This is a genomic window from Microbacterium sp. A93 (assembly GCF_051842835.1).
In genome coordinates, this window is sequence record NZ_JBPXMT010000008.1 from 221,083 (window position 1) to 245,079 (window position 23,997).

The 23,997-nt window shown below is 69.4% G+C and carries 21 protein-coding genes; 12 read left to right on the forward strand and 9 right to left on the reverse strand.

Translation table 11 applies throughout. The annotated features are described in order from the left end of the window. Positions 1-163 precede the first annotated feature (163 nt). The 3 genes from ACSU1G_RS20400 (at position 164) to ACSU1G_RS20410 (ending at position 3,532) form a co-directional block, all read left to right on the forward strand. Positions 164-1,294 carry an ABC transporter permease gene (locus ACSU1G_RS20400; RefSeq protein ID WP_439281828.1) on the forward strand — a complete coding sequence of 377 codons (1,131 nt, stop codon included), beginning with the start codon at positions 164-166 and terminating at the stop codon, positions 1,292-1,294. Positions 1,295-1,398: 104 nt separating this feature from the next. Beyond that, positions 1,399-2,079 (forward strand): ABC transporter ATP-binding protein, encoded by a 681-nt coding sequence (locus ACSU1G_RS20405; RefSeq protein WP_439281829.1) that lies wholly within the window; start codon positions 1,399-1,401, stop codon positions 2,077-2,079. Positions 2,080-2,089: 10 nt separating this feature from the next. Next, positions 2,090-3,532, forward strand: coding sequence for a class II fumarate hydratase (locus ACSU1G_RS20410; RefSeq protein WP_439281830.1), 1,443 nt, complete (start codon positions 2,090-2,092; stop codon positions 3,530-3,532). Between the two features lie 82 nt (positions 3,533-3,614). On the opposite strand, the gene ACSU1G_RS20415 is transcribed toward ACSU1G_RS20410, so the two are convergent. After that, the gene (locus ACSU1G_RS20415) at positions 3,615-4,109 is read right to left on the reverse strand and encodes an NUDIX hydrolase (RefSeq protein WP_439281831.1); all 495 of its coding nucleotides are present in this window, start codon (positions 4,107-4,109) and stop codon (positions 3,615-3,617) included. Positions 4,110-4,132: 23 nt separating this feature from the next. Further along, the gene (locus tag ACSU1G_RS20420; protein WP_439281832.1) at positions 4,133-4,639 is read right to left on the reverse strand and encodes a prepilin peptidase; all 507 of its coding nucleotides are present in this window, start codon (positions 4,637-4,639) and stop codon (positions 4,133-4,135) included. A 57-nt stretch (positions 4,640-4,696) separates the two neighbouring features. On the opposite strand from ACSU1G_RS20420, the gene ACSU1G_RS20425 reads away from it, so the two are divergent. Beyond that, the gene (locus ACSU1G_RS20425) at positions 4,697-5,341 is read left to right on the forward strand and encodes a rhomboid family intramembrane serine protease (RefSeq protein WP_439281834.1); all 645 of its coding nucleotides are present in this window, start codon (positions 4,697-4,699) and stop codon (positions 5,339-5,341) included. Between the two features lie 363 nt (positions 5,342-5,704). On the opposite strand, the gene ACSU1G_RS20430 is transcribed toward ACSU1G_RS20425, so the two are convergent. Together ACSU1G_RS20430 and ACSU1G_RS20435 are read right to left on the reverse strand one after the other, a co-directional pair. Beyond that, positions 5,705-7,054 (reverse strand): PhoH family protein, encoded by a 1,350-nt coding sequence (locus tag ACSU1G_RS20430; RefSeq protein WP_439282004.1) that lies wholly within the window; start codon positions 7,052-7,054, stop codon positions 5,705-5,707. Between the two features lie 366 nt (positions 7,055-7,420). Then, positions 7,421-8,194: an isoprenyl transferase gene (locus ACSU1G_RS20435; RefSeq protein WP_439281835.1), complete on the reverse strand. Its 774-nt coding sequence runs from the start codon at positions 8,192-8,194 to the stop codon at positions 7,421-7,423. Positions 8,195-8,340: 146 nt separating this feature from the next. Here ACSU1G_RS20435 and trhA point away from each other — a divergent pair, with 146 nt between their 5' ends. The 4 genes from trhA to ACSU1G_RS20455 all read left to right on the forward strand — a co-directional run bounded on the left by trhA (position 8,341) and on the right by ACSU1G_RS20455 (position 14,149). After that, positions 8,341-9,063, forward strand: coding sequence for a PAQR family membrane homeostasis protein TrhA (trhA, locus tag ACSU1G_RS20440; RefSeq protein WP_439281836.1), 723 nt, complete (start codon positions 8,341-8,343; stop codon positions 9,061-9,063). Positions 9,064-9,168: 105 nt separating this feature from the next. Next, positions 9,169-9,909, forward strand: coding sequence for an MOSC domain-containing protein (locus ACSU1G_RS20445; RefSeq protein ID WP_439281837.1), 741 nt, complete (start codon positions 9,169-9,171; stop codon positions 9,907-9,909). A gap of 89 nt (positions 9,910-9,998) precedes the next feature. Then, positions 9,999-10,664: an NADPH-dependent F420 reductase gene (locus ACSU1G_RS20450; RefSeq protein ID WP_439281838.1), complete on the forward strand. Its 666-nt coding sequence runs from the start codon at positions 9,999-10,001 to the stop codon at positions 10,662-10,664. A 317-nt stretch (positions 10,665-10,981) separates the two neighbouring features. Next, positions 10,982-14,149: an S-layer homology domain-containing protein gene (locus ACSU1G_RS20455; RefSeq protein ID WP_439281839.1), complete on the forward strand. Its 3,168-nt coding sequence runs from the start codon at positions 10,982-10,984 to the stop codon at positions 14,147-14,149. Between the two features lie 185 nt (positions 14,150-14,334). On the opposite strand, the gene ACSU1G_RS20460 is transcribed toward ACSU1G_RS20455, so the two are convergent. Together ACSU1G_RS20460 and mca are read right to left on the reverse strand one after the other, a co-directional pair. Then, positions 14,335-14,769, reverse strand: coding sequence for a hypothetical protein (locus tag ACSU1G_RS20460; RefSeq protein ID WP_439281840.1), 435 nt, complete (start codon positions 14,767-14,769; stop codon positions 14,335-14,337). Between the two features lie 40 nt (positions 14,770-14,809). Then, entirely contained in the window at positions 14,810-15,745 is a 936-nt protein-coding gene (gene mca / locus ACSU1G_RS20465; RefSeq protein ID WP_439282005.1) for a mycothiol conjugate amidase Mca, read from the reverse strand. A 234-nt stretch (positions 15,746-15,979) separates the two neighbouring features. Here mca and ACSU1G_RS20470 point away from each other — a divergent pair, with 234 nt between their 5' ends. The 4 genes from ACSU1G_RS20470 to ACSU1G_RS20485 all read left to right on the forward strand — a co-directional run bounded on the left by ACSU1G_RS20470 (position 15,980) and on the right by ACSU1G_RS20485 (position 20,025). Beyond that, positions 15,980-16,438 (forward strand): DUF4307 domain-containing protein, encoded by a 459-nt coding sequence (locus tag ACSU1G_RS20470; RefSeq protein ID WP_439281841.1) that lies wholly within the window; start codon positions 15,980-15,982, stop codon positions 16,436-16,438. Between the two features lie 279 nt (positions 16,439-16,717). Next, complete coding sequence (greA, locus tag ACSU1G_RS20475) at positions 16,718-17,209, forward strand: transcription elongation factor GreA (protein WP_439281842.1); 492 nt, start codon at positions 16,718-16,720, stop codon at positions 17,207-17,209. A gap of 106 nt (positions 17,210-17,315) precedes the next feature. Then, on the forward strand, positions 17,316-17,972 hold the full coding sequence (locus ACSU1G_RS20480; protein WP_439281843.1) for a GOLPH3/VPS74 family protein: 657 nt from the start codon (positions 17,316-17,318) through the stop codon (positions 17,970-17,972). Positions 17,973-18,192: 220 nt separating this feature from the next. Further along, on the forward strand, positions 18,193-20,025 hold the full coding sequence (locus ACSU1G_RS20485) for an HNH endonuclease signature motif containing protein (protein WP_439281844.1): 1,833 nt from the start codon (positions 18,193-18,195) through the stop codon (positions 20,023-20,025). An 86-nt stretch (positions 20,026-20,111) separates the two neighbouring features. Here ACSU1G_RS20485 and ilvA read toward each other — a convergent pair whose 3' ends face one another. Genes ilvA through ACSU1G_RS20500 form a run of 3 tightly spaced genes read right to left on the reverse strand, consistent with a single transcriptional unit; the run spans position 20,112 to position 23,880 of the window. Then, positions 20,112-21,395, reverse strand: coding sequence for a threonine ammonia-lyase (gene ilvA, locus ACSU1G_RS20490; protein WP_439282006.1), 1,284 nt, complete (start codon positions 21,393-21,395; stop codon positions 20,112-20,114). 29 nt (positions 21,396-21,424) lie between these two features. Next, entirely contained in the window at positions 21,425-22,918 is a 1,494-nt protein-coding gene (locus tag ACSU1G_RS20495; protein WP_439281845.1) for an AI-2E family transporter, read from the reverse strand. After that, on the reverse strand, positions 22,915-23,880 hold the full coding sequence (locus ACSU1G_RS20500) for an aldose 1-epimerase family protein (protein ID WP_439281846.1): 966 nt from the start codon (positions 23,878-23,880) through the stop codon (positions 22,915-22,917). Before ACSU1G_RS20500 ends, ACSU1G_RS20495 begins: the two co-directional genes overlap by 4 nt. Between the last annotated feature and the right edge of the window lie 117 nt (positions 23,881-23,997).

Genomic DNA, 23,997 nt, shown 5'->3' on the forward strand with positions numbered 1-23,997 from the left:
GGCGCACGCCCACGGCGCGGGGAATCAACCGAAGGGTTGATCCAACAGTGGCCGGGTGGTCGATGTGTGTGGACGCTGCGCACGGAAGGCTGGATATCAGCCGCACCGGAGGGCCACCAACCCTCCGAGACCACCCACCCGCTTCACCCCGAGGAGTCCACCCGTGTCATCTCCCACGTTCCTGTCCCTGAGAGACGTCCGTTTCTCTGCCGGACGCTTCACCCTGATGGGTGCGGTCGTCGGATTGATCGCCCTGCTGCTGGTCTTCCTGACCGCACTCACCAACGGCCTGGGCCACCAGAACATCTCCGCCGTCACGGCCTGGGACGAGGCCGCCACCGGCGCGGACCACAGCGAGGTCACCGTGGTCTTCGGCGCGGCCCACGCGGAGAGCACCGAGGAGGTGGAATCGGATTTCACGGCGTCCTCGGTGACCGCCGAACAGCTCGAGGGCTGGCAGCAGGACCCGCAGGTCTCCTGGGCCGAGCCCGTGGGCGTGGGCCAGGCCCGTGCCGATTCGGGCTCCGCCGTGGCCGCCGTGACCCTGATGGGCCTGCAGGACGGCAGCCGCCTGGCGCCCGGCGCCCCGGAGGGGGCCACCGTGGCTGACGGGGCCCTGATCAGTCAGACCGCCGCTGATCAGCTCGGCGTGGGCGCCGGCGACGAGGTGTCCATCAACGGCCGCACCGTGCCGGTCGGCGAGATCATCGAGGACAGCTGGTACTCCCACACCCCCGTGCTCTACCTGCCCCTGGACACCTGGGCCACCGTGACGCATGCCGCCGAGGACACCTCCACGGTGCTGGTCGCCGGCACCGATCACGACGCCGGCCACGCACCGGCCGCGGCCGGTGAGACCACCACGGTGGCCACGCACGTGGACGGCGCCCTGAGCGCGCTGCCCGCCTACTCCTCGGAGAACGGCTCACTCGTGATGATGCAGGCCTTCCTCTACGGCATCTCCGCCCTCGTGATCGCCGCCTTCATGGCCGTGTTCACGCTGCAGCGCACCCGGGACATCGCCGTGCTCAAGGCCTTGGGCGCCACCACCGGGTGGGTGGTGGCCGATGCCCTCACCCAGGCCGGGATCGTCCTGCTGGTCGGCGCCGCCCTCGGCGGGGCCCTCGGTCTGGGCGGGATCTCGCTGGCCGCCGGTGTGGTGCCCGTCCAGGTGGACGCGGCCGCCGTGGCCATCCCGGTGGCCGTCACCGTGGTGCTCGGCATGCTCGCCTCGGTGGCCGCCGTCTGGCGCACCTGCCGCGTGGACCCGCTCGTGGCGCTCGGCGGTAGCTGAGCCCCGGACCGCTCCCAGCTCCCTCCTCCCTCCTTCCGAACCGCCCCCGATCCTCCCGACCAGCCCCCGCACAGCTTCCGACTCAAACACCGAAGGAATCCCCCATGCTGAACCTGTCCAACGTCACCCTGACCTACCCCGACGGCGAGAACGGCACCCTCAACGCCCTGGACCGCGTGGACCTGAGTGTCCCGGCCGGCCAGATGCTCGCCCTCGTGGGTCCCTCCGGCTCCGGCAAGTCCTCGCTGCTGGCCGTGGCCGGCGCCCTGGTGACCCCCACCTCCGGCACCGTGCACATCGGTTCCACGGAGATCACGGGGGCCAGCCAGTCCGAGCGGGCCCGGCTGCGCCTGGAGCACATCGGGCTCGTGTTCCAGCAGCCCCAGCTGATGGCCTCCCTGACCGCCCTCGAACAGCTCCAGCTGGTCGGGGTGCTGCGCGGGTCCAAGCCCCGTGCGCTCCGGGACGCGGCCCTGCAGGCCCTGGCCGCCGTCGGGATGGAGTCCGCGGCGAAAAGGCGGCCCCACCAACTCTCCGGGGGCCAGCGGCAGCGGGTGAACATCGCCCGCGCGCTGATGGGAACGCCCTCCGTGCTGTCTGTGGACGAGCCGACCTCAGCCCTGGACCAACACCGTTCGGAGGAGGTCATGGACCTGATCGCCACCTTGACCCGCGAGTTGAACACGGCCACCGTGGTGGTCACCCATGATCTGGAGTTCGTGGACGTGGCCGACCGGGCGGTCACCCTGCGTGACGGACGGCTCGCGGAGCACGCCACCGTCTAAAGTGGGATGTATGACCGAATCTTCACAGCAGCCCACCGGGCAGCAGACTGAGCAGCAGTTCCGCATCGAGCACGACACCATGGGTGAGGTGAAGGTGCCGATCGACGCCCTGTACCGCGCTCAGACCCAGCGTGCCGTTCAGAACTTCCCGATCTCCGGCAAGCCCCTGGAGCCGGCCCACATCCACGCCCTGGCCCAGGTCAAGAAGGCCGCCGCGAAGGCCAACGCCGAGCTCGGCGTCATCTCCGCCGAGCGCCGTGATGCGATCGTGGCCGCCGCGGACGAGGTCATCTCCGGCGTGCATGACGACCAGTTCCCGATCGACGTGTTCCAGACCGGCTCCGGCACCTCCTCGAACATGAACACCAACGAGGTGCTCGCCAACCTGGCCACGCAGTCCCTGAAGGCCTCCGGCTCGGCGGACGAGGTCCACCCGAACGACCACGTCAACGCCTCCCAGTCCTCCAACGACGTGTTCCCCACCTCGGTGCACGTCGCCGTGACCGGGGCCCTGATCAACAACCTGAAGCCGGCCCTGGAGCACCTCGCCGTCTCCCTGGAGAAGAAGGCCGAGGAGTTCGCCTCCGTCGTCAAGTCCGGGCGCACCCACCTGATGGACGCCACCCCGGTCACCCTGGGCCAGGAGTTCGGCGGCTACGCCGCACAGATCCGCTACGGCATCGAGCGCGTGGAGGCCTCCCTGCCCCGCGTGGCCGAGGTCCCGTTGGGCGGCACCGCGGTCGGCACCGGCATCAACACCCCGAAGGGCTTCTCCGCCCGGGTCATCCAGCTGCTGGCCGAGGAGACCGGCCTGCCGATCACCGAGGCCCGCAACCACTTCGAGGCCCAGGCCAACCGTGACGGCCTGGTGGAGGCCTCCGGCCAGCTGCGCACCATCGCCTACTCGATGATGAAGATCAACAACGACCTGCGCTGGATGGGTTCCGGGCCGAACACCGGCCTGGGCGAGATCTCGATCCCCGACCTGCAGCCGGGCTCCTCGATCATGCCGGGCAAGGTCAACCCCGTGATCTGTGAGGCCGCCATCATGGTCTGCGCCCAGGTCATCGGCAATGACACCACCGTGTCCCTGTCCTCCACCAACGGCGCCTTCGAGCTGAACGTCGGCATCCCGGTGATGGCCGCCAACCTGCTGGAGTCCATCCGCCTGCTGGCCAACACCTCCCGCGTGATGGCGGACAAGATGATCGACGGCATCGAGGCCAATGTGGAGCGCGCCGCGTTCCTGGCCGGCGCCTCCCCCTCGATCGTCACCCCGCTGAACAAGGTCATCGGCTACGAGGCCGCCGCGGAGATCGCCAAGCACTCCGTGGCCCAGAAGATGACCGTCCGCGAGGCCGTCGTCGACCTCGGCTACGTGTCGCGGGGCGAGGTCACCGAGGAGCAGTTGGACGCAGCCCTGGACACCATGTCCATGACGCGTCCGGCCTGATCCCCTCCCCCTTCGCTTCGAGCCTCGCTTCGAGGGCGATCCCCATCGGTGGGGTCGCCCTCGAAGCGCGTCTACGGGGCGGTCAGCTGACGAACCGCGCGCCGTCGGACTCCTCGAGGCCCCAGGCCAGGGCGCGCGCGTGCAGCTCCGGCAGCTCGGGCAGCGCGTCCAGGGTGAACCAGCCGACGGCCGTGTTCTCGTCATCGTTGACCCCCGCCTCGCCGCTGACATAGTCCATCACCATGACCACATCCAGGTAGTGCGCCCGGTCCCCGTTCGGATAGGTCACCTCACCGGTGGTCCCGACGCCGGCCAGCCGCCTCGGCGCGCACCTCACGTTGGTCTCCTCCAGGGTCTCCCGCACGGCGGTCGAGGCCGGCTCCTCACCCGGTTCGATGATCCCGGCCGGCAGCGTCCAGTGGCCGTTGTCCGCCCGGCGGACCAGCAGCACCTCCCGCCCTTCCGGTGCACTGACACCGGAACCATCACGCAGGACGACCGCCTTGCACCCCGACAACCACAGGGGAGCCGAGCCGACCTTCTCGCGCAGGGACAGGACGAACTCGGGGGTGGTCATGCCACCCACGCTAACCGCTCGGGTCAGAGCATGAGCGCCACGGCGGTCCCGGCGAGCAGGGCCGGGCCGAAGGGCAGATGCGTGGAGCCGGTGGCACGGCGGGTCAGGACCAGGGCCAGGGCCACCAGTCCCCCGGCCACGAAGCCCAGGACGATGGCCGCCAGCAGGTGGTCCCAGCCGAGCCATCCCGCATAGAGCCCCAGCCCGCCGGCCAGCTTGACGTCCCCCATCCCCATGCCGGTACGGCTGATCAGGTGCAACACCAGCATAAGCGCCAGGTAGGCCGCACCCCCGCCGAGCATGGACCAGAACCGGGACCAGCCGACGTCGTCCGCCAGACAACCCAGCCCGAGCGTGATCCCGCCGCCGGCCGCCAGGGCGCCGGTCCACCGGTTGGGCAGCCGATGCTCGCGCAGGTCCGTGACGGTCAGCCTCACGGCACACCCGGCGAAGACCAGCAGCCCGGCCACCAGCGCGGCCAGCTGCAACCAGTTCCCCTCACGGACGGCTTCGGCCAGGATCGTCGGCATGCCCCCAGCCTAGATCGGCGTGCCGTGTTGCGGGACGCGGTTCACTAGGCTGTGGACATGTCCCCCGCCGACCCCGTCCGACGCCCGTCCTCCCGCCGCCAGCTGACCGACCGGCTGCGCTCCTACCCCGGCTGGATCCAGCGGGCCCTGCCCGTGCTCGGCCTCGCGGTGCTGATGTGGGTCCTGGAGGTCATCGACCTCTTCGCCGGCGGACGGCTCAACCAGTTCGGGATCCAACCCCTGGACCCCTCGGGCCTGCCCGGCATCCTCTTCGCACCCCTGCTGCATTCGGGGTTCGGCCACCTGATCTCCAACACGGTGCCCCTGGTGGTGATGGGCGCCATGATCGCCTGGCTGACCCGCAGGTGGTGGCTGATCACCGCCGGCATCTGGCTGCTGGGCGGGCTCGGCACCTGGCTGATCGGCGGGATCGGGACCAACCACATCGGCGCCTCGGTGATCGTCTACGGCTACGCCACGTTCCTGGTGGCCTACGGGATCCTCGCCCGCCGGTTCACCGCGATCCTGGCGGCCGTGGCCGTGGTGCTGCTCTACGGGGGGATCGTCTGGGGGTTCCTCCCGGTGAATCCGCGCATCTCCTGGCAGGGACACCTCGCCGGAGCGGCGGCCGGCGTGCTGGTGGCGTTCGCGGACACCCGTCAGGCCAGGCGGGACTGGCGCGATCGCCGCGAGGCCCTCTGAAACCGGCGACCGAGGCACGATCCGGCTGGCCAAAGGTCCCGCGATCCTGCTGGCCAAAGGTCCCGCCAAGACTGACCAAAAGTCGAATGGTGTGACTTTCCACTAAATGGTAGGCAACAGGGGCGTCTCGGAGTATGCTGAAATCGCTTCCATCCGTGCGACACCGACTCATCTCCGTGAACCGTCAGTGGAAGCAACCAGGCTCCATGGCCTCCATCCCGTTTCAAGGGGCCATGGTTGCGGTGGATCATCCCCCGGTCCCCCTCATCCCCCCTCCGCGGGGGGCCGGACGGACTTCACCCACTAGGGACCGTTGCACCTCGGTGCAGCGGTCCCTAGTTTTTTCTGCCCCGGTGCCACCGGTCAGATGCTGGCGTCCTCCAGCAGCTCCGTGACGAGCGCGGCGATCGGCGAGCGCTCCGAACGGTTCAGCGTGATATGACCGAACAGCGGGTGGCCCTTGAGCGTCTCCACCACGGCGGCGATGCCGTCATGCCGGCCCACCCGCAGGTTGTCCCGCTGGGCGACATCATGGGTCAGGATGATCTTGGAGTTCTGACCCATCCGGCTCATCACGGTCAGCAGCACGTTCTTCTCCAGGGACTGCGCCTCGTCCACGATCACCCAGGAGTCATGCAGGGACCGGCCGCGGATATGGGTCAGCGGCAGCACCTCGAGCATCCCCCGGTCCACCACCTCGTCCAGCACCTCGGTGGACACCAGGGCGCCGAGGGTGTCATACACGGCCTGGCCCCAGGGGTTCATCTTCTCGTTCTCGGAGCCCGGCAGGTATCCCAGCTCCTGGCCGCCGACGGCATACAGGGGGCGGAACACCACCACCTTGCGGTGCTCCTGACGCTCCATCACCGCCTCCAGACCGGCGCACAGGGCCAGGGCTGACTTGCCGGTGCCGGCGCGGCCGCCGAGGGAGACGATCCCGACGTCCGGGTCCAGCAGCAGGTCGATGGCCAGCCGCTGTTCGGCCGAGCGCCCGTGCAGGCCGAAGACGTCCCGATCACCGCGCACCACCCGGGTGGTGCCGTGCTGGTCCACGCGGCCGAGGGCGGAGCCACGGGGCGAGGTGATGACCAGTCCGGTGTTCACGGGCAGGCCCCGGGTCTCGGCCAGGGCCACCGGCTGGTCGTCATACAGCGCGTTGATCTCCTCCTCGCCGGCCGTGATCTCGGCCGTGCCGGACCAGCCGGTGTCCTTGACCAGGTCGTTGCGGTACTCGTCCGCCTGCAGTCCCATGGCGGAGGCCTTCACGCGCATCGGCAGGTCCTTGGAGACCACCGTGACGTCCCGGCCCTCGTCCGCGAAGTTCTTGGCGACAGCGAGGATCCGCGAGTCGTTGTCCGAGGTGCGGAAACCGTAGGGCAGCACGTCCACGGAGATGTGGTTGAGCTCCACGCGCAAGGTCCCGCCCTGCGTGCCCAGGGGGATCGTCCGGTTCAGGGATCCGTGCTCCAGGCGCAGCTCGTCCAGCAGGCGCAGGGCTTTGCGGGCGTAGAAGCCCAGGTCCGGATCGTCCCGCTTCCTCTCCAACTCGGAGATGACCACGATCGGCAGGATGACCTCGTGCTCGGCGAAGCGCAGGAGGGCCCGCGGATCGGACAGTAGGACGGAGGTGTCCAGCAGGTAGGACTTCTCACCGACGCTGATCCGCTCGGCGGTCTGGGCCGCTGCGGGGGTGTCAGGGGCCAGGGTACTCATCAGGTGCTCCACGGAGGACTCCAGACCGGGGCACACGCCCCGATGATCGAGGGTGGGTGGGGCGGACCGGCCGGGGCCGGTGCGGCCCACCGTTTCGACGCTGTCTGGGGTGACGGCATACGGCTTGGCCTTTCCGATCAATCCGCGGTGCGGATCCGAGACCAGGTGGCCCCGGCCGTTCCCGCCGGTGACTGATGATCCCACCGTAGGACCGCCGGCAGGGGTTTTGTGTGAGGCGCCCACTGCGTCGCGATGAACTGTGGATGAACCTCGCTTTGAGGGCAGAACGAACCGGTTCGTTCTGCCCTCAAAGTCAGGGGCACGACGACGGCCGCGCACCCGGGGTGACCGGGCCGCCGTCGCGCTTCAGGAACCGAAGCGCCGCTGCCGGGACGAGAAGTCCCGCAGGGCCCGGACGAAGTCCACGCGGCGGAAGTCCGGCCACAGGGCCTCGCAGAAGTAGAACTCCGAGTAGGCGGACTGCCACATCAGGAACCCGGAGAGCCGCTGCTCCCCCGAGGTGCGGATGACCAGGTCCGGATCCGGCTGGCCACGGGTGTAGAGGCGGTCGGAGATCTGCTCGTCCGTGAGCTCCTGGGCGACCTCGGCGGCACCGCGCCCCTCGCCGTCCGCCTCCACCAGCAGCTCCTTGACCGCGTCCACGATCTCCCGGCGTCCGCCGTAGCCCACCGCCACGTTCACATGCAGGCCTGTTGCATCCGCGGTGCGGGCCTCGAGATCCGCCAGGGTGCCGGCCAGGCCGGCCGGCAGCAGCTCCGAGGCGCCCACGGCCTGCACGCGCACCCGGTGGCCGTTGGGCAGCCCGTCCCCCAGGCGTTTGAGGGTGGTCCCGATGATCCCGACGAGTTGGGCCAGCTCCTCGGGCGGCCGGCTCATATTGTCCGTGGAGAGCATGTACAGGGTGACGACCTTGATGCCGAACTCGTCACACCAGCCCAGGAACTCGTGGATCTTCTCGGCCCCGGCCTGGTGCCCATCCGCGGTGGTGGCCCCGGAGGCCTTGGCCCACCGGCGGTTGCCGTCCAGCACCACCCCGATGTGCCGGGGCAGCTTGTCCCGCTCGAGGCCGGCCGCCAGCCGGCGCTCATAGAAGCTGTAGAGGACGTTCGGTAGGTGCATGCGCGTCCTCTTATCCGGTTTCCGGCGCGGCCGTGGGTGCGGCACCGGACTCATCGATCTCATCGTCGTCCCTACGGTAGCGAACTGACCCCGGACCGCGTTGTTACCCGCGGGTAACAACCAGCGACGGGACGTATCCTGATCCCATGGCACACTCCCCCTCCGGCGACCCCGCGGCTGCTCCCGCGGCGTCCGCCCGCCGCTGGCGCATGGACCGCGTGCTGGACCCACAGCACCCCGACTTCAAGCCGCGGCTGCGCGGGTGGAGCCACGCGGCCATGACACCCATCGCCCTGGCCGCGGGCATCGTCCTGATCATCCTGGCCCCGACCCCCACCCTGACGTGGGCCAGCGCCGTCTATGCCACGACCGGACTGCTGCTCTTCGCGGTCTCCGCCACCTACCATCTCGTGCAGTGGTCGCCCCGGGTGGCGATCGTGCTCAAGCGACTGGACCACACGAACATCATGCTGGTCATCGCCGGCACCTACACGCCGCTGGCCCTGGCCCTGCTGTCCCCGGAGAAGGCCACCGTCCTGCTGGTGAGCGTCTGGATCGGGGCCGTGGCCGGCGTCGCCTTCCGGGTGTTCTGGACCGCGGCCCCCCGCTGGCTCTACACCCCCGTGTACGTGCTCCTGGGGATGGCCGCCCTGCTCTACCTGGGCGACTTCTTCGCCGTCAGTCCCACCGCCGCGGTCCTGGTCTGTGTGGGCGGTGCCAGCTACATCATCGGCTCCGTGTTCTACGCCCTGAAGCGCCCGAACCTCCACCGTGAATGGTTCGGCTTCCACGAGCTGTTCCACGTCTTCACCATCGGCGGCTTCGTGTGCCACTACATCGCGATCGTGGTCGCCGTGCTCCAGCCCTAGCCTTCAGTCCGGGTTTCCGGCCCCAGTCCCCGGTCCCCGGTCCCCGGCCTCAGGGCCCAGCCTTAGGGCCCGGACCGGTCGACGAGCCCATGATTGGATAGGTCCATGCCCGCCGCCCAGCCCTCCGCGTCACCGCCGCCTCCCCACCACCCCGTGGGGCGGATCACCGCCGTCCGGGTGGGGGCCGTGCGCACGGTGCACTGGCGGGGCGAGGAGGTGCCGACCGGCGCCTTCAAGGAACCGGTCGAAGGGCCGGTGCCACTGGGGATGACCGGCCTGGCCGGGGACGAGCAGGGCGATACGGTGCACCACGGCGGACCGGAGAAGGCCGTGATGTGTTATGCCCGCAGCCACTATGCCGCCTGGCGGGCGGACGGGATCGATCTGCCCGAGGGGGCGCTGTTCGAGAACCTGACGGTGGACGGGCTGACCGAGGCCGACATCTGCCTGGCGGACGTGTGGCAGGTGGGCGATGCCGTACTGCAGGTCAGCCAGTCTCGGCGGCCCTGTTGGAAGCTGTCCTCCCGCTGGGGCATCCCGGATCTGGCCCGCCGCGTGCAGGCCACCGGGCGCACCGGCTGGTACCTGCGGGTCCTCACCCCGGCGACCGTGCAGTCCGGCCAACAGATGCGCCTGGTGGAGCGCGCCCCGGGTGCCGTGGACCTCGCCGAGCTCTCCCGCGTGATGACCGTGGACAAGGACGACCTCCCGGCCATCGAGCGCATCCTCGCCTCCCCCGGGGTCCCGGACGGCTGGCGCCGCACCCTGCAACGCCGGCTCGAGAGGCATCGGCCGGAGCAGGACGGGGCGCTGCCGGACGAGGATTCGGACCGCCTCGGGGCGTGACCGGGCTCACGACCGGAATACTTCCACCCCCGTGGAGTGTTCCCGTGGTGAACTCTGATCCACGAAACGTTGACCCGGCAAAGGAACCCATGACCACCTCGGCAGACAGCATCCGCAGCATCGGCATCCTCGGCGCAGGCCGGGTCGGGGCGGCCCTGGCCCGCCGATGCGTGGCCGCTGGATACGAGGTGCGGATCGCCACCGCCAAGCCCGCGGCGGAGATCGCCCTGCTGGCCGAGATCGTCACCCCCGGCGCCACGCCCGTCGACGCCACGGAGCTGGCCGGAACGGACCTGACCATCGTGGCGATCCCCCTGCGGAAGTACCGCGATCTGGAGCCGGCGCACTTCGCCGGCCGGGCCGTCGTCGACGTCATGAACTACTGGGCCCCCACGGACGGCGAGCAGGCGGACTTCGAGGCCGACCACCGCACCAGCAGCGAGATCATCCAGGACCACCTCGCCGGAGCCCGGCTGGTCAAGGCCTTCAACCACATCGGCTACCACGACCTCGAGGCGGACCACCGCCCCGCCGGCACCGGTGACCGCCGGGCGCTCGCCGTGGCCGGCGATCACGAGGACACCCGGAGGGCCGTGGCGGCGGTGATCGACCGCCTCGGCTTCGATGCCGTCGACGCCGGCCCGCTCGCCGCTGGCCGTGCCCTGCAGCCGGGCACGGAGATCTTCAACGGCAGCCACTCGGCCGCCCAGCTCAGCGGCCTGCTGGCCGAGGCCTGCGCCGGCGTACGGGTGTGAGGTCCACGTCGGCTGCCTCGTCTGTGTCGTGGCTGACGTCGTGGCTGAACATCGGCTGAACGTTCACCGGGGGTTCATCAGGGGTCTGGGCTGCGGCCCCAAGGGCTTGCTGTAGTCAGTCCTGATGCCGTTGGTCCGCCCCACGGGGAGAACCGGCCGGGGCATCGTCTCCACCCACCCCCACCGACCCGCGGCCTTGCCCTGCCCTGAAATCGGCCCTCCCGCTGCTGCCCACCGACGGGCGGCACGGTCGGGGTCTGCCCTTCAGCTCGTCCGGCCTGTCACCGTCGGGTCACCCGAGTGAAGGAACATCACGCATGCATCAGCGCCGCCTGCTCGCCCCCGTGGTCGCCAGCGCGATCGGACTGTCCCTGGCCTTCGGCACCGTGCCGGCCATGGCTGCCCCGACCGCCGAGCCGACCTCCGTCTCGTACTCCAACATGGTCCTGAACATCGGCTCCACCGAGGCCGACCGCAACTTCGTCTGGTACTCGTCCTCGGACTCCGCCGACCAGCAGGTCCGACTGGTGGAGAAGGGCGCAGAGGGCACCGAGGGCGCCGTCCGGCTCCTGGACTCCACGGACACCGGAACCTCGAAGGACTTCCCCGAGCTGACCTGGAACCACGCCGGGGTGACGGGCCTGAAGCCCGGTACCACCTATGTATGGGAGGCCGGCTCCGAGGCTGAGGGCTGGTCCGAGGCCTATGAGTTCACCACCCAGTCCGATGATCGACTGGATGTCCTCGTCTTCGGCGATACCCAGATCGGCTCCGGTGGGGGCGTCCCCACCGACGGCGGCGCCTGGCAGAGCACCCTGGACACCGCCCTGGAGGGCGTGGCGAACCCGGACTTCCTGCTGTCCGTGGGCGACCAGGTGAACACCCATGACAGCGCCTCCGAGTACACCGACTACCTCACCCCGGACGGGGTGCGCGGGCACGCCCTGGCCACCAACATCGGCAACCATGATGACGGCAGCGCGGCCGACGCGCAGCACTCCTACGCCGAGCACTTCAACATGCCCAACCGGACCGCCAACCCCGGCTGGAACAACGAGATGGGCAACTACTGGTACATCCAGGACAACACCCTGTTCGTCTCGTTGAACTCCAACCACCGGGTCGCCGCAGACCACGAGGAGTACGTGCGCGCGGTCGTGGCCGAGCACGGCCAGGACGTGCAGTGGAAGGTCGCCACCTGGCACCACTCCCTGTACTCCACCGCCTCCCACGCCACCGACGGTGACATCGAGGACCGCCGCGAGTGGATGCCCTCGCTGATGACCGAGCTCGACTTCGACGTGGTGCTCTCCGGTCACGACCACGTGTACAACCGCTCCAACCTGCTCTACAACGGCCACCCGGTCAACAACCCGGTGACCGAGGCCACCCCGCAGGCACCGTCCGAGCTCGCCAAGTACGAGGGTGAGGTGCTGTACATGACCATGCAGTCCTCCACGGGCTCGAAGTACTACGGCATCCAGGACGGGATCGAGTTCCCCTTCAACGCGGTCCAGTCCCAGCTACGCACTCCGGCCTACGCCCACCTCGAGGTGGACGGGGACACCCTGAGCATCACCGAGCACCAGGTCGGCGGCGAGGTCCTCGACGAGGTCTCCATGACCAAGAACGGGACCGCGAACCCCGTCGCCCCGCCCGAGGGCATCGGCCAGACGAAGTTCTCCGGCCCCGGCGTGGTGGACACCCCGATCGAGAACGTGGTCAACGAGGAGACCGGCGAGGTCACGGTGGAGGCCCGCACCCTGTCCCCGTTCGACGATGTCGAGGAGAGCGTCGGCGACGGCGCCATGGACATCGGCTCCTCGGACATCGAGATCGTCCAGGAGTCCCCGGGCGACGAGGACCCCGACGACCAGTTCGCCGGGCTGCGCTTCGACCAGGTCGGTATCCCGGCCGGCGCCACCGTCACCGGGGCGTACCTGCAGTTCACCACGGACGAGCATGACAAGACCGGCGATCCCTTCGACGTGCAGATCCACGTCGAGGACACCGGCGCGGCAGCGAAGTACACCGATGAGAACTTCGCCGTGTCCTCGCGCAGCTACCTCGAGCAGACGGTGGCCTGGAAGGACGCACCGCTCTGGACGGAGAACGGCGAGCAGGGCGAGGCCCAGCGCACCCCGGACCTGACCGCCTTGGTCCAGGCCGCCGTCGACCAGGACGACTGGGCCCGGGGAGGTGCCCTGAACTTCATGCTCTCCGGCACCGGCACCCGCACCGCCGAGGCCTACGAGGGCGGCGGCAGTGAGCAGGCCCCCAAGCTGATGGTCACCTATGTCCTGGAAGACGGGGTGACCGAGGTCAAGGGCGAGATCGTGGAGAACCGCGACGACGTCGAGCAGTACGTGGACGGTGACGACGCCGGGAAGATGGACCACGGCTCCACCGACCTGGAGATCGTGGACGAGAAGACGGACCAGAAGCAGGCCGTCGGGCTCCGCTATGCCGACCTGCAGATCCCAGCCGGTTCGGAGATCCTCTCGGCCCGGGTGCAGTTCACCACCGACGAGGCGGACAAGAACGTCGATCCGTTCAACGTCGCCATCGCCGCCGAGGCCACCGACGACTCCGCCGCCTTCTCGGACGAAGCCGGCAACCTGACCTCACGGACCCTCACCGGGGCCGCCGCCGAATGGTCGGGTATCCCGGCCTGGGACATCGAGCACGAGTCCGGCACAGCCCAGCGGACCGCCGACCTCTCCCCCGTGCTCCAGGAGGTCGTCGATCGGGAGGGCTGGGCCGCCGGCAACGCCCTGTCCCTGCTGCTGACCGGGGAGGGCCAGCGCTCGGCCGAGTCCCGTGACGGCGAAGAGGAGATGGCCCCGGAACTGTGGGTCACCTACCGCAAGGCCGGCGCGGAGCCCACGGAGCCCACGGATCCGACGGATCCGACCGACCCCGAAATCCCGGAGGTTCCGGAGGTTCCGGAGGACTTCTCGGACAACGTGCCGGGAACCGTCTACTACGCCCCGGTGCGCTGGCTTCAGCTGGAAGGCATCACGACCGGGTACACGGACGGCACCTTCCGCAAGGGCGAGGAGATCTCCCGTGGCGAATCGGTGGCCTTCCTCCACCGGTACCTCAAGCCTGAGAATGCCGCGACGCAGGAGGACCTCTCCGACGTGCACGAGGACTCGAACTTCTTCGAGGCGATCGCCTGGGCCGACGGTGCTGGCGTGACCACCGGCTACGCCGACGGCACCTTCCGCGCCGGCCAGGACGTCACCCGTGCGGAGTTCGTGACCTTCCTGTACCGAGCCTCCGGTGAGGACTTCACGGCACCGGCCGGCTCACCCTTCCCGGACGTCAACACGGCCAGCACCCACTACGAGGCCATCGCGTGGGCCTCGTCCCGCGGGATCGTCAACGGATACCGGGACGGCGACTACCGCCCCCAGGACCAGATCACCCGCGCCGAGGTCGCCAAGGTGCTGCACTACGACGACAACGTGCAGACCGACTGACCCCTGCCAGCTGACGGCTGACGGCTGAAAGCCAGAGGTCAGAAGAGGCCCGTTCCCGCAGGGATCCGTGCGGGAACGGGCCTCTTTCACCCTGCAGTGGCCTGCGGTGGTCTGCGGTGGTCTGCTGTTGTCTGCGGTTGGCTACAGTCTGCAGTGGTCCGTGGTGGCCCCGAAGGGCCACCGTGTCAGTCGCGTCCGGAGTCCGGGGCCTTCGGCTCCTGGCCCGGGCTGTCCAGATAGCCCGGGTACTTCTGCTGGAGGCTGGTCTTCTGCCGATCGAGGTCGGAGGCGGACCGGACCTGCGGGTCCCTCTCCTCATGAGGCCGGAGCTCGTCCTCGGCCAGGTGCCCCTGGTAACGCTCCACCAGCATGTCCTCGGCGTCCACCGAGCGGTACTGCACGCGGCGCACCGAGCGGACCATCAGGCGCATGACCACGATGACCATGGCCACCATCAGCGCCGTGAAGAGGAAGCCCTCGATCCCGGGGGTGACGTCGGCCTGGTCCAGTCCGGGCCGCAGCGTCGGTTCGCCCACGCCCGGCACCGGCTGCTCGGTCGCATCTGTGGCGGGGCTCGCGGCGGTGGAGGAGGTCACGGCAAGCGGGAGGAAGGCAATCACGGTAGACCAGTCTACCGGGGTGTTCCGGTGGACCGGCCGATCACCGCAGCCCGGTGAACAGGTCCGTCTCGGGCAGCGTGGTCTCCACACGCGAATCGATCAGGACGTAGTCCTCCCACGGCCAGGTCTGCCGCTGCCGGGCGATCGGGGTCGAGAAGAAGTGTCCCGCCGGGTCGATCTGGGTGCGGTGCGCCCGCAGTGCATTGTCCCGTTGTTCGAAGTAGTCGGCCACGTGGATCTGTGTGGTGACCTGGTGGCGCGTCAGCCGGAAGCGTGCGGGGGCAGTCGCACTCGAGGCCTGCTGCTCGGTCTCACCCTGCTCGGTCTGGTCCTGCTCGACGCGTTCCTGCTCGTCCTGGAGTTTCCGGAACCACGCCAGTCGCTCCACGTACGGGGATTCCTCGCCCGCGCTCAGGTAGGCCTCGTGCAGGGCCTGGAACTTCGCCGGGTTGAAGGCACGGTCGTAGTAGAGCTTGGAGACCGTCCAGGCCTCACCCGTGCCGGGATACCGGTCCGGGTCCCCTGCGGCACGGTAGGCCTCCACCGTGATCTCGTGGGATTTGATGTGGTCGGGGTGCGGGTAACCACCGATCTCGTCGTAGCTGATCAACACATGCGGGCGGAACTCACGGATCACCCGGACCAGCGGTGCCGCAGCCTGTTCCAGGGGCACCGTCCCGAAGCTACCGAACGGCAGCGGCGGCATCGGATCACCCTCCGGGAGTCCTGAATCCATGAAGCCCAGCCACCGGTGTTCGATCCCGAGTGCTGCTCCCGCCTCCTGCATCTCGGTCCGCCGGACGCCGGTGATGTCCCGGTCCAGACGCACGGAGTCCCCATAGCCCGGATTGAGCAGGTCGCCGCGTTCACCGCCGGTGCACGTGACGACCATGACCTCGGCCCCGGCGGCCTCGTAGGCGGCCATCATGGCAGCGCCCTTGGAGGACTCATCATCCGGATGCGCGTGGACGGCCATCAGCCGCAGTCCGTCCGAGGGCGGAACACCTCCGGCCTCGGGAACCGTGTGGTGTTCCTCGGGGTCCAGGGAGCCGTAGCCGGTCTGTCCCACGGACACTCCGAACTCCGGCGCACCGGTCCCGTCCGGGACATCCCGGTCGTTCGGCTCGATCCGGTCATCGGGAGAAGGGGCGTTCACGTGGCCTCGATTACTGTCGGGACTGCGGGGGGCGGCGGGATACCATGGCATGACATGACTTCCACACCCCAGACATCGGCTGACCCGGTGCCGAGTGACAGCCTAGCGAACCGGTACGGGCGCTCCCAAAGCGCGGGCCCGTCGTTCCTGAAGCGCCGAGGCAAGTGGATCGCCCTCCTCGCCCTCGTGGCGGCCATCGCCGTCACCGTCTGGTTCACGGCTTCCTCCCACAGCCGGGCCCTGGACTGGAAGGACGTGGGATTCACCATCGACTCCCCCACCCAGGCCTCGGTCACCTTCCAGCTCACCAAGGACCCCGAGGAGACGGTCCAATGCGCCGTCCAGGTCCTCTCTCCGGAATTCGCGGTGGTGGGTTGGCGCACCGTCACCATCGGTCCGGAGACCCCCACAGCAGACGCCCTCCCCTCGGACCGCACGACCATGTATGACGTCGATCTGCGCACCGACTCCCTCGGCACCAATGGCGGCGTGAACAAGTGCTGGTTCCCGTGAGGGGTGACCGGACCCGCCCGGCGTCATGACGGGTTGTTACCTGCGTCACGGCAGGAATGACGCATCTGAAGCATTTCCGTTAGAATAAGGCCCAGTACATTGTCACCCCGCCTGCCGGGGGTCGCCCGCACAGTGCCGGGTGGCTCCGCTGGCGGGGTTCTTGCATGGTCGCCCCACGGGCCGCAATCCGCGGCACAGCGTCATGCGCGCGGCGGCGTGGTGGCCCATCATCGGTCCCGCACTACCGTTGACCAGCAGATTTAAGGAGATTTCGCGTCCATGAGCACCACCGACAACGCTCCCTGGCTGACCCAGGAGGCCTACGACCGCCTGAAGCGGGAACTGGATCACATCTCCGGACCGGGGCGCCAGGAGATCATCGACCGCATCGAGCAGGCCCGCGAGGAGGGTGACCTCAAGGAGAACGGCGGCTACCACGCGGCCCGCGAGGAGCAGTCCAAGAACGAGGGGCGGATCCTCGAGCTCAAGCATCTGCTCGAGACCGCCCAGGTCGGCGCCGCCCCGGAGGACAACGGGATCGTGGAGCCCGGCATGGTCGTGGAGGCCAAGATCGCCGGTGATCTGGAGACCTTCCTGTTCGGCAATCGCGAGATCGCCGATGACAAGGACGCCATCACCGTGTACTCCGAGCGGTCTCCGCTCGGCGTGGCCATCCACGGCGCCAAGGTGGGAGACAAGCTCAGCTACGCCGCCCCCAACGGCAAGGACATCGCCGTCGAGGTCGTCTCCGCCAAGCCGTACAAGGCCTGAACAGCCTGATCGGCTGGTCCGGTCCCACTTCACAGCGCACGACGGCGGCGCACCGGTTCCCCGGTGCGCCGCCGTTGCGTTTGGGTGGGCTTGCTAGGTTGAGGGCATGCTCATCGTTGAAGAGATGTTCCTGTTGCTCACCCAGGACAACGGCACCACCGACCGCGCCCGCAGATACCGTCGCTACGGGCTCGTGGCCGCGGCCCTGACCGACCTGGCGGAGGCCGGCGTCCTCAAGATCGCCGCAGAGGGCAAGGACCCGAAGGTCACCGTGATCAGAGCGGGGATGACCGGCCAGGCCCCTCTGGATGCCATCCTGCCGGCCCTGGACGGACTGTCCGGGAAAGGGATCTCCCAGCTCACCGCCAGCTCGAAGTTGAACCCGGAGCAAGCCACCGGCCAGGCCCTCGCCCGCCAGGGAATCGTCCGGGAGGACTCCACGCTCCTCGGGGGGTCATCGTTCATGACCATCAACCCGGCCCCGGAGATCGCCCTGCGCGAGCGGCTCGGTCAGGTCCTGTCCGGGCACCGGGATCCCGGTCTGGCTGACACCACCGAGCTGGGAATCCTCAAGGCACTGAACGTGGCCCACGGCCTGTTGGGGCCCGCGCGCGGGGACCTGGACCGGCACGGGCTGTCGCGCCGCATCGAATCGGTGGCTCAGGGCATCCCGGCCGTGGAGGCCCTGAAGAGGATCGTGGACCCGATCACCGCGTCCACCCTGACGATGGCCACCGCTGCGGGGTCCGCCGACGCGAGGTGAGTGCGTGCTCTGAGCGTGTGTTCTGCGCTCGTGTTCTACGCGCGTGCACTGAGCATCTGACGTCTCCTCCACACCCGACCGTCCTCCCCTCTTGACCCACAACCCTCCCCCGGCGCCGCTAACGTGTCCGACCCCTGTGATCGAATACCAGTACTAGGACATCCGCTGGTGGGTCACCGCGGACGTTCCCATGGCGGACACGGCGAGGAGGGGAGGGACCATGGCGGAGAGCAGCGGAGGCAAGGGCAGCGGCGGAAGTGGCGGCGACAGCAGCAGCAGCAGCGGCGACGGCAGCGGCGACGGCCTGGCCGGCCTGCCCCTGACCGAGCTCTTGGCACGGTCCCGGGCGCTGGCGACCGAGTTGTCGTCCAGACTGTCCGATCCACGGCTGGTCGATTCCCTCCCCCCGCTCCGGACGGTCACGGAGGACCGCGATCACCCGGAGGACTGGGGCCTCTACGCCCATGCGGATCGCGCGGACTCCGGCCCCCCGGCGGAGGGACCGGACACCGAGGCCGCGGCGCCCACCTCTGACATCCCAGGCGGCTTCCCCGGCCCGGCCGGATCTCTGCCCGAGTTGCAGGTCGGCGTGGAGGACCTGGCCCGCGTCATCGACACCGCCCGCACCGCCCTGGCCGGCCACACGGACCGGATCTTCGAGACCCATCAGCTCCGGGAGGAACTCCTGGGCATCCCACCGGGCAAATGCGCCTTCAGGAACGGTGCGGAGTATCTGCGTGATCTGCTGCGCATCGGCCGGAGGGAGGCCACCTCCCGGATCTGCCACGCCCAACACGTCATGGCCTCGCTCACCCTGGACCACACCACGGTCGTGGAAGCGGGCATGCCCGCGTTGGCCGAGGCCGTCCAAGGTGCTGAGCTCGGCGGCACGGCGGTGGACCTGATCGTCACCACGGTGGCGGACGCCCGGCGGGAGGCCGTCTTGGCCGACGCCCCGCGCAGTGCCGTGGACGAGCTGCTGGCTGACGGCGAGGCGTTGCTGGTCGCCCAGGCCCGGGACGTGGATCCGGACACCCTGAGGAAGGTCTGTGCGCATTGGCGGTTGAGGTTCGAGGCTGCGGTGAATCCGGACGGATCGGAGCCCACCGAGGCGCAGCTCAACGCCACTCAGGGCCTGTTCTACCGGGGCAGGAGCAAGGGACTGCACGAGTGGAACCTGTGGGCTGACGATGCCCAGCACGAGATGCTCAAGACCGTGGTCTCTGAAGGGTCGAATCCCCGGCGGATCCCCGGGGACAACGAGGCCAACGGAGACCCGGACTCCGAGCCGGGTGGCGGCGGCAGTTGCGGTAGCGAGTGGTCCCGCAACTTCCTTGACGACCGCAAGGCCACCCTCGACACCAGAAGCCGGGCGCGGCTCGAACTCGACGCCCTCGTCAGTGCTTTGACCGGTGCCCTCGCCCTGGTCGGAGTGGGACCCGGCACCGGCGGTACTGGAACTGACGCCGGCACCGGCACCGGCACGTACCGGACCCGCCCCCAGATCATGGCCGTCATCGACTACGAGACGCTGTTCGAGCAGTTCGGGGCGAGCCCGCCGGGAACCAGCAGGGACCGCAGGCCGCCGGATGGGCCCGCACCGCCTCAACCCCGCATCAACAGGATCTCGACCGCGTCCTACGTGGGAGACATCAATCCGCAGACCATCCGTCGACTCGCCTGCGAGGCCGATCTGATCCCGGTAGTCCTCGGTGGCCGCGGCGAGGTCCTGGATGTGGGCCGGTCTCGGCGGCTGTTCACCCCCAAGCTCCGGCGGGCCGTCACCGCCCGCGACGGCGGGTGCACGGCGCCGGGATGCTCCATCCCCGCGCCGTGGTGCGAGGCGCACCACATCCAGCCGTGGGAGGACGGCGGACCCACCTCCGTGGACAACGGAACGCTGCTGTGTTCGCATCACCACCATGCCGTTCACGCCGGGGCGTGGGGGATCTCCGTGTGGCAGGGCATCCCGTGGTTCATCCCGGCGCGATACCTGGACCCGGGTCGGCGACCACGCCGAAATCTCTACTGGCGGCCGGGTCTGGCGGCGTAGTGGCGGCCCGGGCTCGCTGACTGTAGTGGTGGCGGCTGTAGTGGTGGTGGCTGTAGTGGTGGTGGCCAGCGGCGGCGTTACGGCGGCTAGTGCTGCACGAGCGGCTGATACCCGGAGGAGCGCAGCCGCCCGAGCACCTGCTCGGAGTGCTCGCGTCCCTTGGTCTCCATATCGATCGTGATGGTCACGTCCCCCATGCTCAGGGAACCGCCGATCCGGCTGTGGTCCACGCGGGTGACGTTGGCGTCCGTCTCCGAGATGATCCGTGAGATGTTGGACAGCTCCCCGGGGCGGTCTCGCAGGGAGATCTTCACGGTCAGGTAGCGTCCGCCGGCGGCCAGACCGGATTGGATGACCTTGAGCATCAGCATCGGGTCCACGTTGCCGCCGGAAAGCACGGCCACCGTCCGCCGGGACTCGATCCCGAGCTCTGCCAGCTTGCCCTCGAGCAGGGCGGCCACGCCTACCACGCCGGCGGGTTCCACCACCATCTTGGAGCGCTCCAGCAGGAAGACCAGTGCGTTGGCGATGGCGTCCTCGGAGACCGTCACCACCCCGTCCACGAGCTCCTTGATGATCTGGAACGGGATCTGGCCCGGCTTGCCCACGGCGATGCCGTCCGCAATGGTCGAGACGTGGGTCAGCGGCACCACGGCGTCTGCGGCCAGGGACGGCGGATAGGCCGCCGCATTCTCCGCCTGCACGCCGATGATGTTGATGTGCCGGCCTTGACGGCGCGCCATCTCCTTCACCGCCACGGCCACCCCGGCCAGCAGCCCGCCGCCGCCGATGCCCATCACCAAGGTGTCCACCTCCGGATCCTGTTCGAGGATCTCGAGGCCGATGGTGCCCTGGCCGGCCACCACGTCCGCGTTGTCGAACGGATGGATGAACATCGAACCGGATTCCTCAGCGAAGCGCTGGGCCTCGGCGAGGGCCTCGTCCACGTTGTTGCCGAAGAGCACCACCTCGGCACCGTGGTCCTTGGTGGCCTGCAGCTTGGGCAGAGCCACTCCGAGTGGCATGAAGATGGTGGCCTTGATCCCCAGCTTGGACGCCGCCAGGGCCACGCCTTGGGCATGGTTGCCGGCGGAGGCCGCCACCACGCCGTGGGAACGCTCCTCCTGCGTCAGCTTCGCCATCCGGACGTAGGCACCCCGGACTTTGAAGGACCCGGCGCGCTGCAGGTTCTCGCACTTGAGATGCACCACCGACCCCGTCAGCCGGCCCAGCGCCCGCGAGTGGTCCACTGGGGTGCGGACGATCACGCCGTCGAGCAACCGTCGGGCCTTCTCGATGTCCGCCAGGGTGACGGGCAGGGTGACGGGAAGGTCCGAACGGTCTGCCGGGGCACCGGTCGGCGCCGCCACCGGATCTGCGTTGCTGGGGGGCGTGGTGGTCACGTGGTTCCTCCGTCCTGGTCCGGCCGTCGGCCGGAGTGGTCCATCCCCGTATTCTCCTCCCCCGCCGTGGACGTGTCGCGCAGGTTGCCTGCGGCACCGTCCTCGGTGACCGGGCCGGCGTCGTGTTCCTTGCGCGAGGGGGTCTTGGCGCGCTTGAGTTCGCGGCGCGCCCTCCGTCGTTCCCGGGCCGTGGCGCCGGACGCCGCGGCACCGTCTGGCCCGTGGTCGGCCGTGCCGCCGGCGGCACGGCGGACCACCCCGTCGAGAGTCTCGTAGGCCCGGCCCCAGGGGCCCTCCAGGCTGGCGGCCCGGACCTTGAGCCGGGTGTCGCGATAATCGGACGCGCCGGCCGGTGCCGGCTCTCCCTTGAGCCACGACTCGGCGTGGAAGTACTTGATGGTGGCGTTCAGAAAGGCCATCACCGGCACCGCGAAGATCGCTCCGACCAGGCCCAGCACGGCGGTGCCACCGGCCACGGCCAGGAACACGGCCAGCGGGTGGAGACTGACGGCACGGCCCATCACCAGCGGTTGCAGCACGTTGCCCTCGATCTGCTGGACCAACAGCACCACGCCGAGCATGATCAGGGCGTTGACCCAGCCGTTGGCCACGAGGGCCAGCAACACGGCCACCGCGCCGGTCAGGAAGGCACCGACCAACGGGATGAACGAACCGAAGAACACCAGCACGCCCAGGGGCAGGGCGAGTGGGACCCCGAGGATCCAGGCGCCGGCACCGATGCCGACGGCATCCACGAAGGCCACGAAGATCTGGACCCGGACATAACTGCCGAGGGAGCTCCAGCCGGCCTGACCGGCGCCGTCGATGGCCTCACGGTGGCGGCGGGGCACGAAATTCAGGCAGAAGCGCCAGATCCCCTTGCCGTCGAACAGGAAGAAGATCAGGGCGAAGACCACCAGGACCGTGCCGGCAGCGATGTTCCCGGCCGTCGACCCGAACCCGAGCGCCCCGGAGACGATGGTCTGGCTGTTGTTCCGCACCGCCTCCGTGAGGTCGCCGGCGATGTCGTTCCACTGGTCCGTGGTCACGCCCAGGGTCTCCAGCCAGACGACGATCCCCTGGACGCCGACCACGATCTGTTCCCACATGTCCGTGAACCCCACGGCGAGCTGCTGGCCCACCAGCGTCAACAGGCCCAGCACGATGAGGATGAAGCCCAGGATGACGGCCGTGACAGACAGGCCTCGCGGCACGCCCCATCTGACGAAGCGCCGGTGGATCGGCATCAGGAGGGTGGCCAGCAGGGCGGCGACGATCAGGGGGATGACCAGGATGGAGACATGGCTGAGCAGCCAGATCCCCGCACCGGCCATGGCGAGGACCAACAGGACACGCCAGGACCAGGCGGCCGCCACGGTCAAGCCGTAGGGGATGTCCGCGGCCAGACGGTCCGCCGCCCGCTCCGCGCTCAGGTCCGATTCGTGGACCGGCCCCGTAGCCGGGGTGCCGGATGGTGGGCTCGTGTTCAACGCGCTGTCTCCTGTCCGTCTACGCTGCCAACCGTCGTCCTTCCGGTGATCCCCCAGGACGCCGAGAGCGATTCGTCCGGGTCGATCCACACGAGGCCGTGCCCGCTGTTCAGGGCGTTCGCCGGTGCGGTCATCGGTTCCACCGCGACCGCCCGGTGCCGGCCGGGGAACCGGTCCGTGAAGAAGACCTGGACATAGCCGTAGACGGGGTCGGTCCAGAGCTCCACGGCACGACCATCCGGCGCCACCAGCCCGTAGTGGTTGCGCCCGTCCTCCCCGGGGTCCAGATCCGTGAACGCGGCATCCAGCAGGTCGCTGCCGACCACACGTCCGGCACGGAAGTCCTCGTCTGTGTCCTGCACGGGACGGGTGCCGGTGGGGATCAGCCTCTCGTCGGCCAGGATCCGGGTGGCGGCTGACAGGGTGAGGGTCAGCTCCTCACTGGGCACCTCGCCCAGGCGCAGGAAGGGGTGCGCGCCGAAGGCGGCGGGCGCGGGGCGCGGCCCGCGGTTGGTGAGCTGTTGGCGCACGGTGAGGGAGCCGGCGTCGTCCAGGGTGTACGTCACCTGGTGGGTGAGCCGGAACGGGTAGCCATGCTGTGGGTGGATCTCCCCGCGCAGTGTCACCTCGCGCGCGGAGTGGGCGGTGGCCAGGAAGGCGGTGTTGCGGAGCAGCCCGTGGGTGGCATGGCCGCGGGAGGGCTCGGTGATATCGAGCTGCTGGGCCGCGCCGTCCAGCTCCCAGCGGCCGTCCCGCACCCGGTTGGGCCAGGGGGAGAGCTGGATCCCACACGCCGACGGCGGGAGCTCATCTGCTCCGAAGCTCTCCACGAGGGCGGTCCCGCCCACCTCGTAGAGGCGTAGTGCACCGGCCAGCGAGGTGATCGTGGCCTCGGCTCCGCCGTGACGGAGCTCGTACTGGGTCCCCGTGGCGGCGGGACCCCCGAAGTCGGGTGCGGTCATGGGCGTGACTCCTCGGTCAGTGACAGCGGCTTCAGTCCATTCTGCCGTGCCGCCGGAGCAAAAAGGCCGGTCCGGCACCGGGGATCCCGGGGCCGGACCGGCCAGTTGCCGGTCATT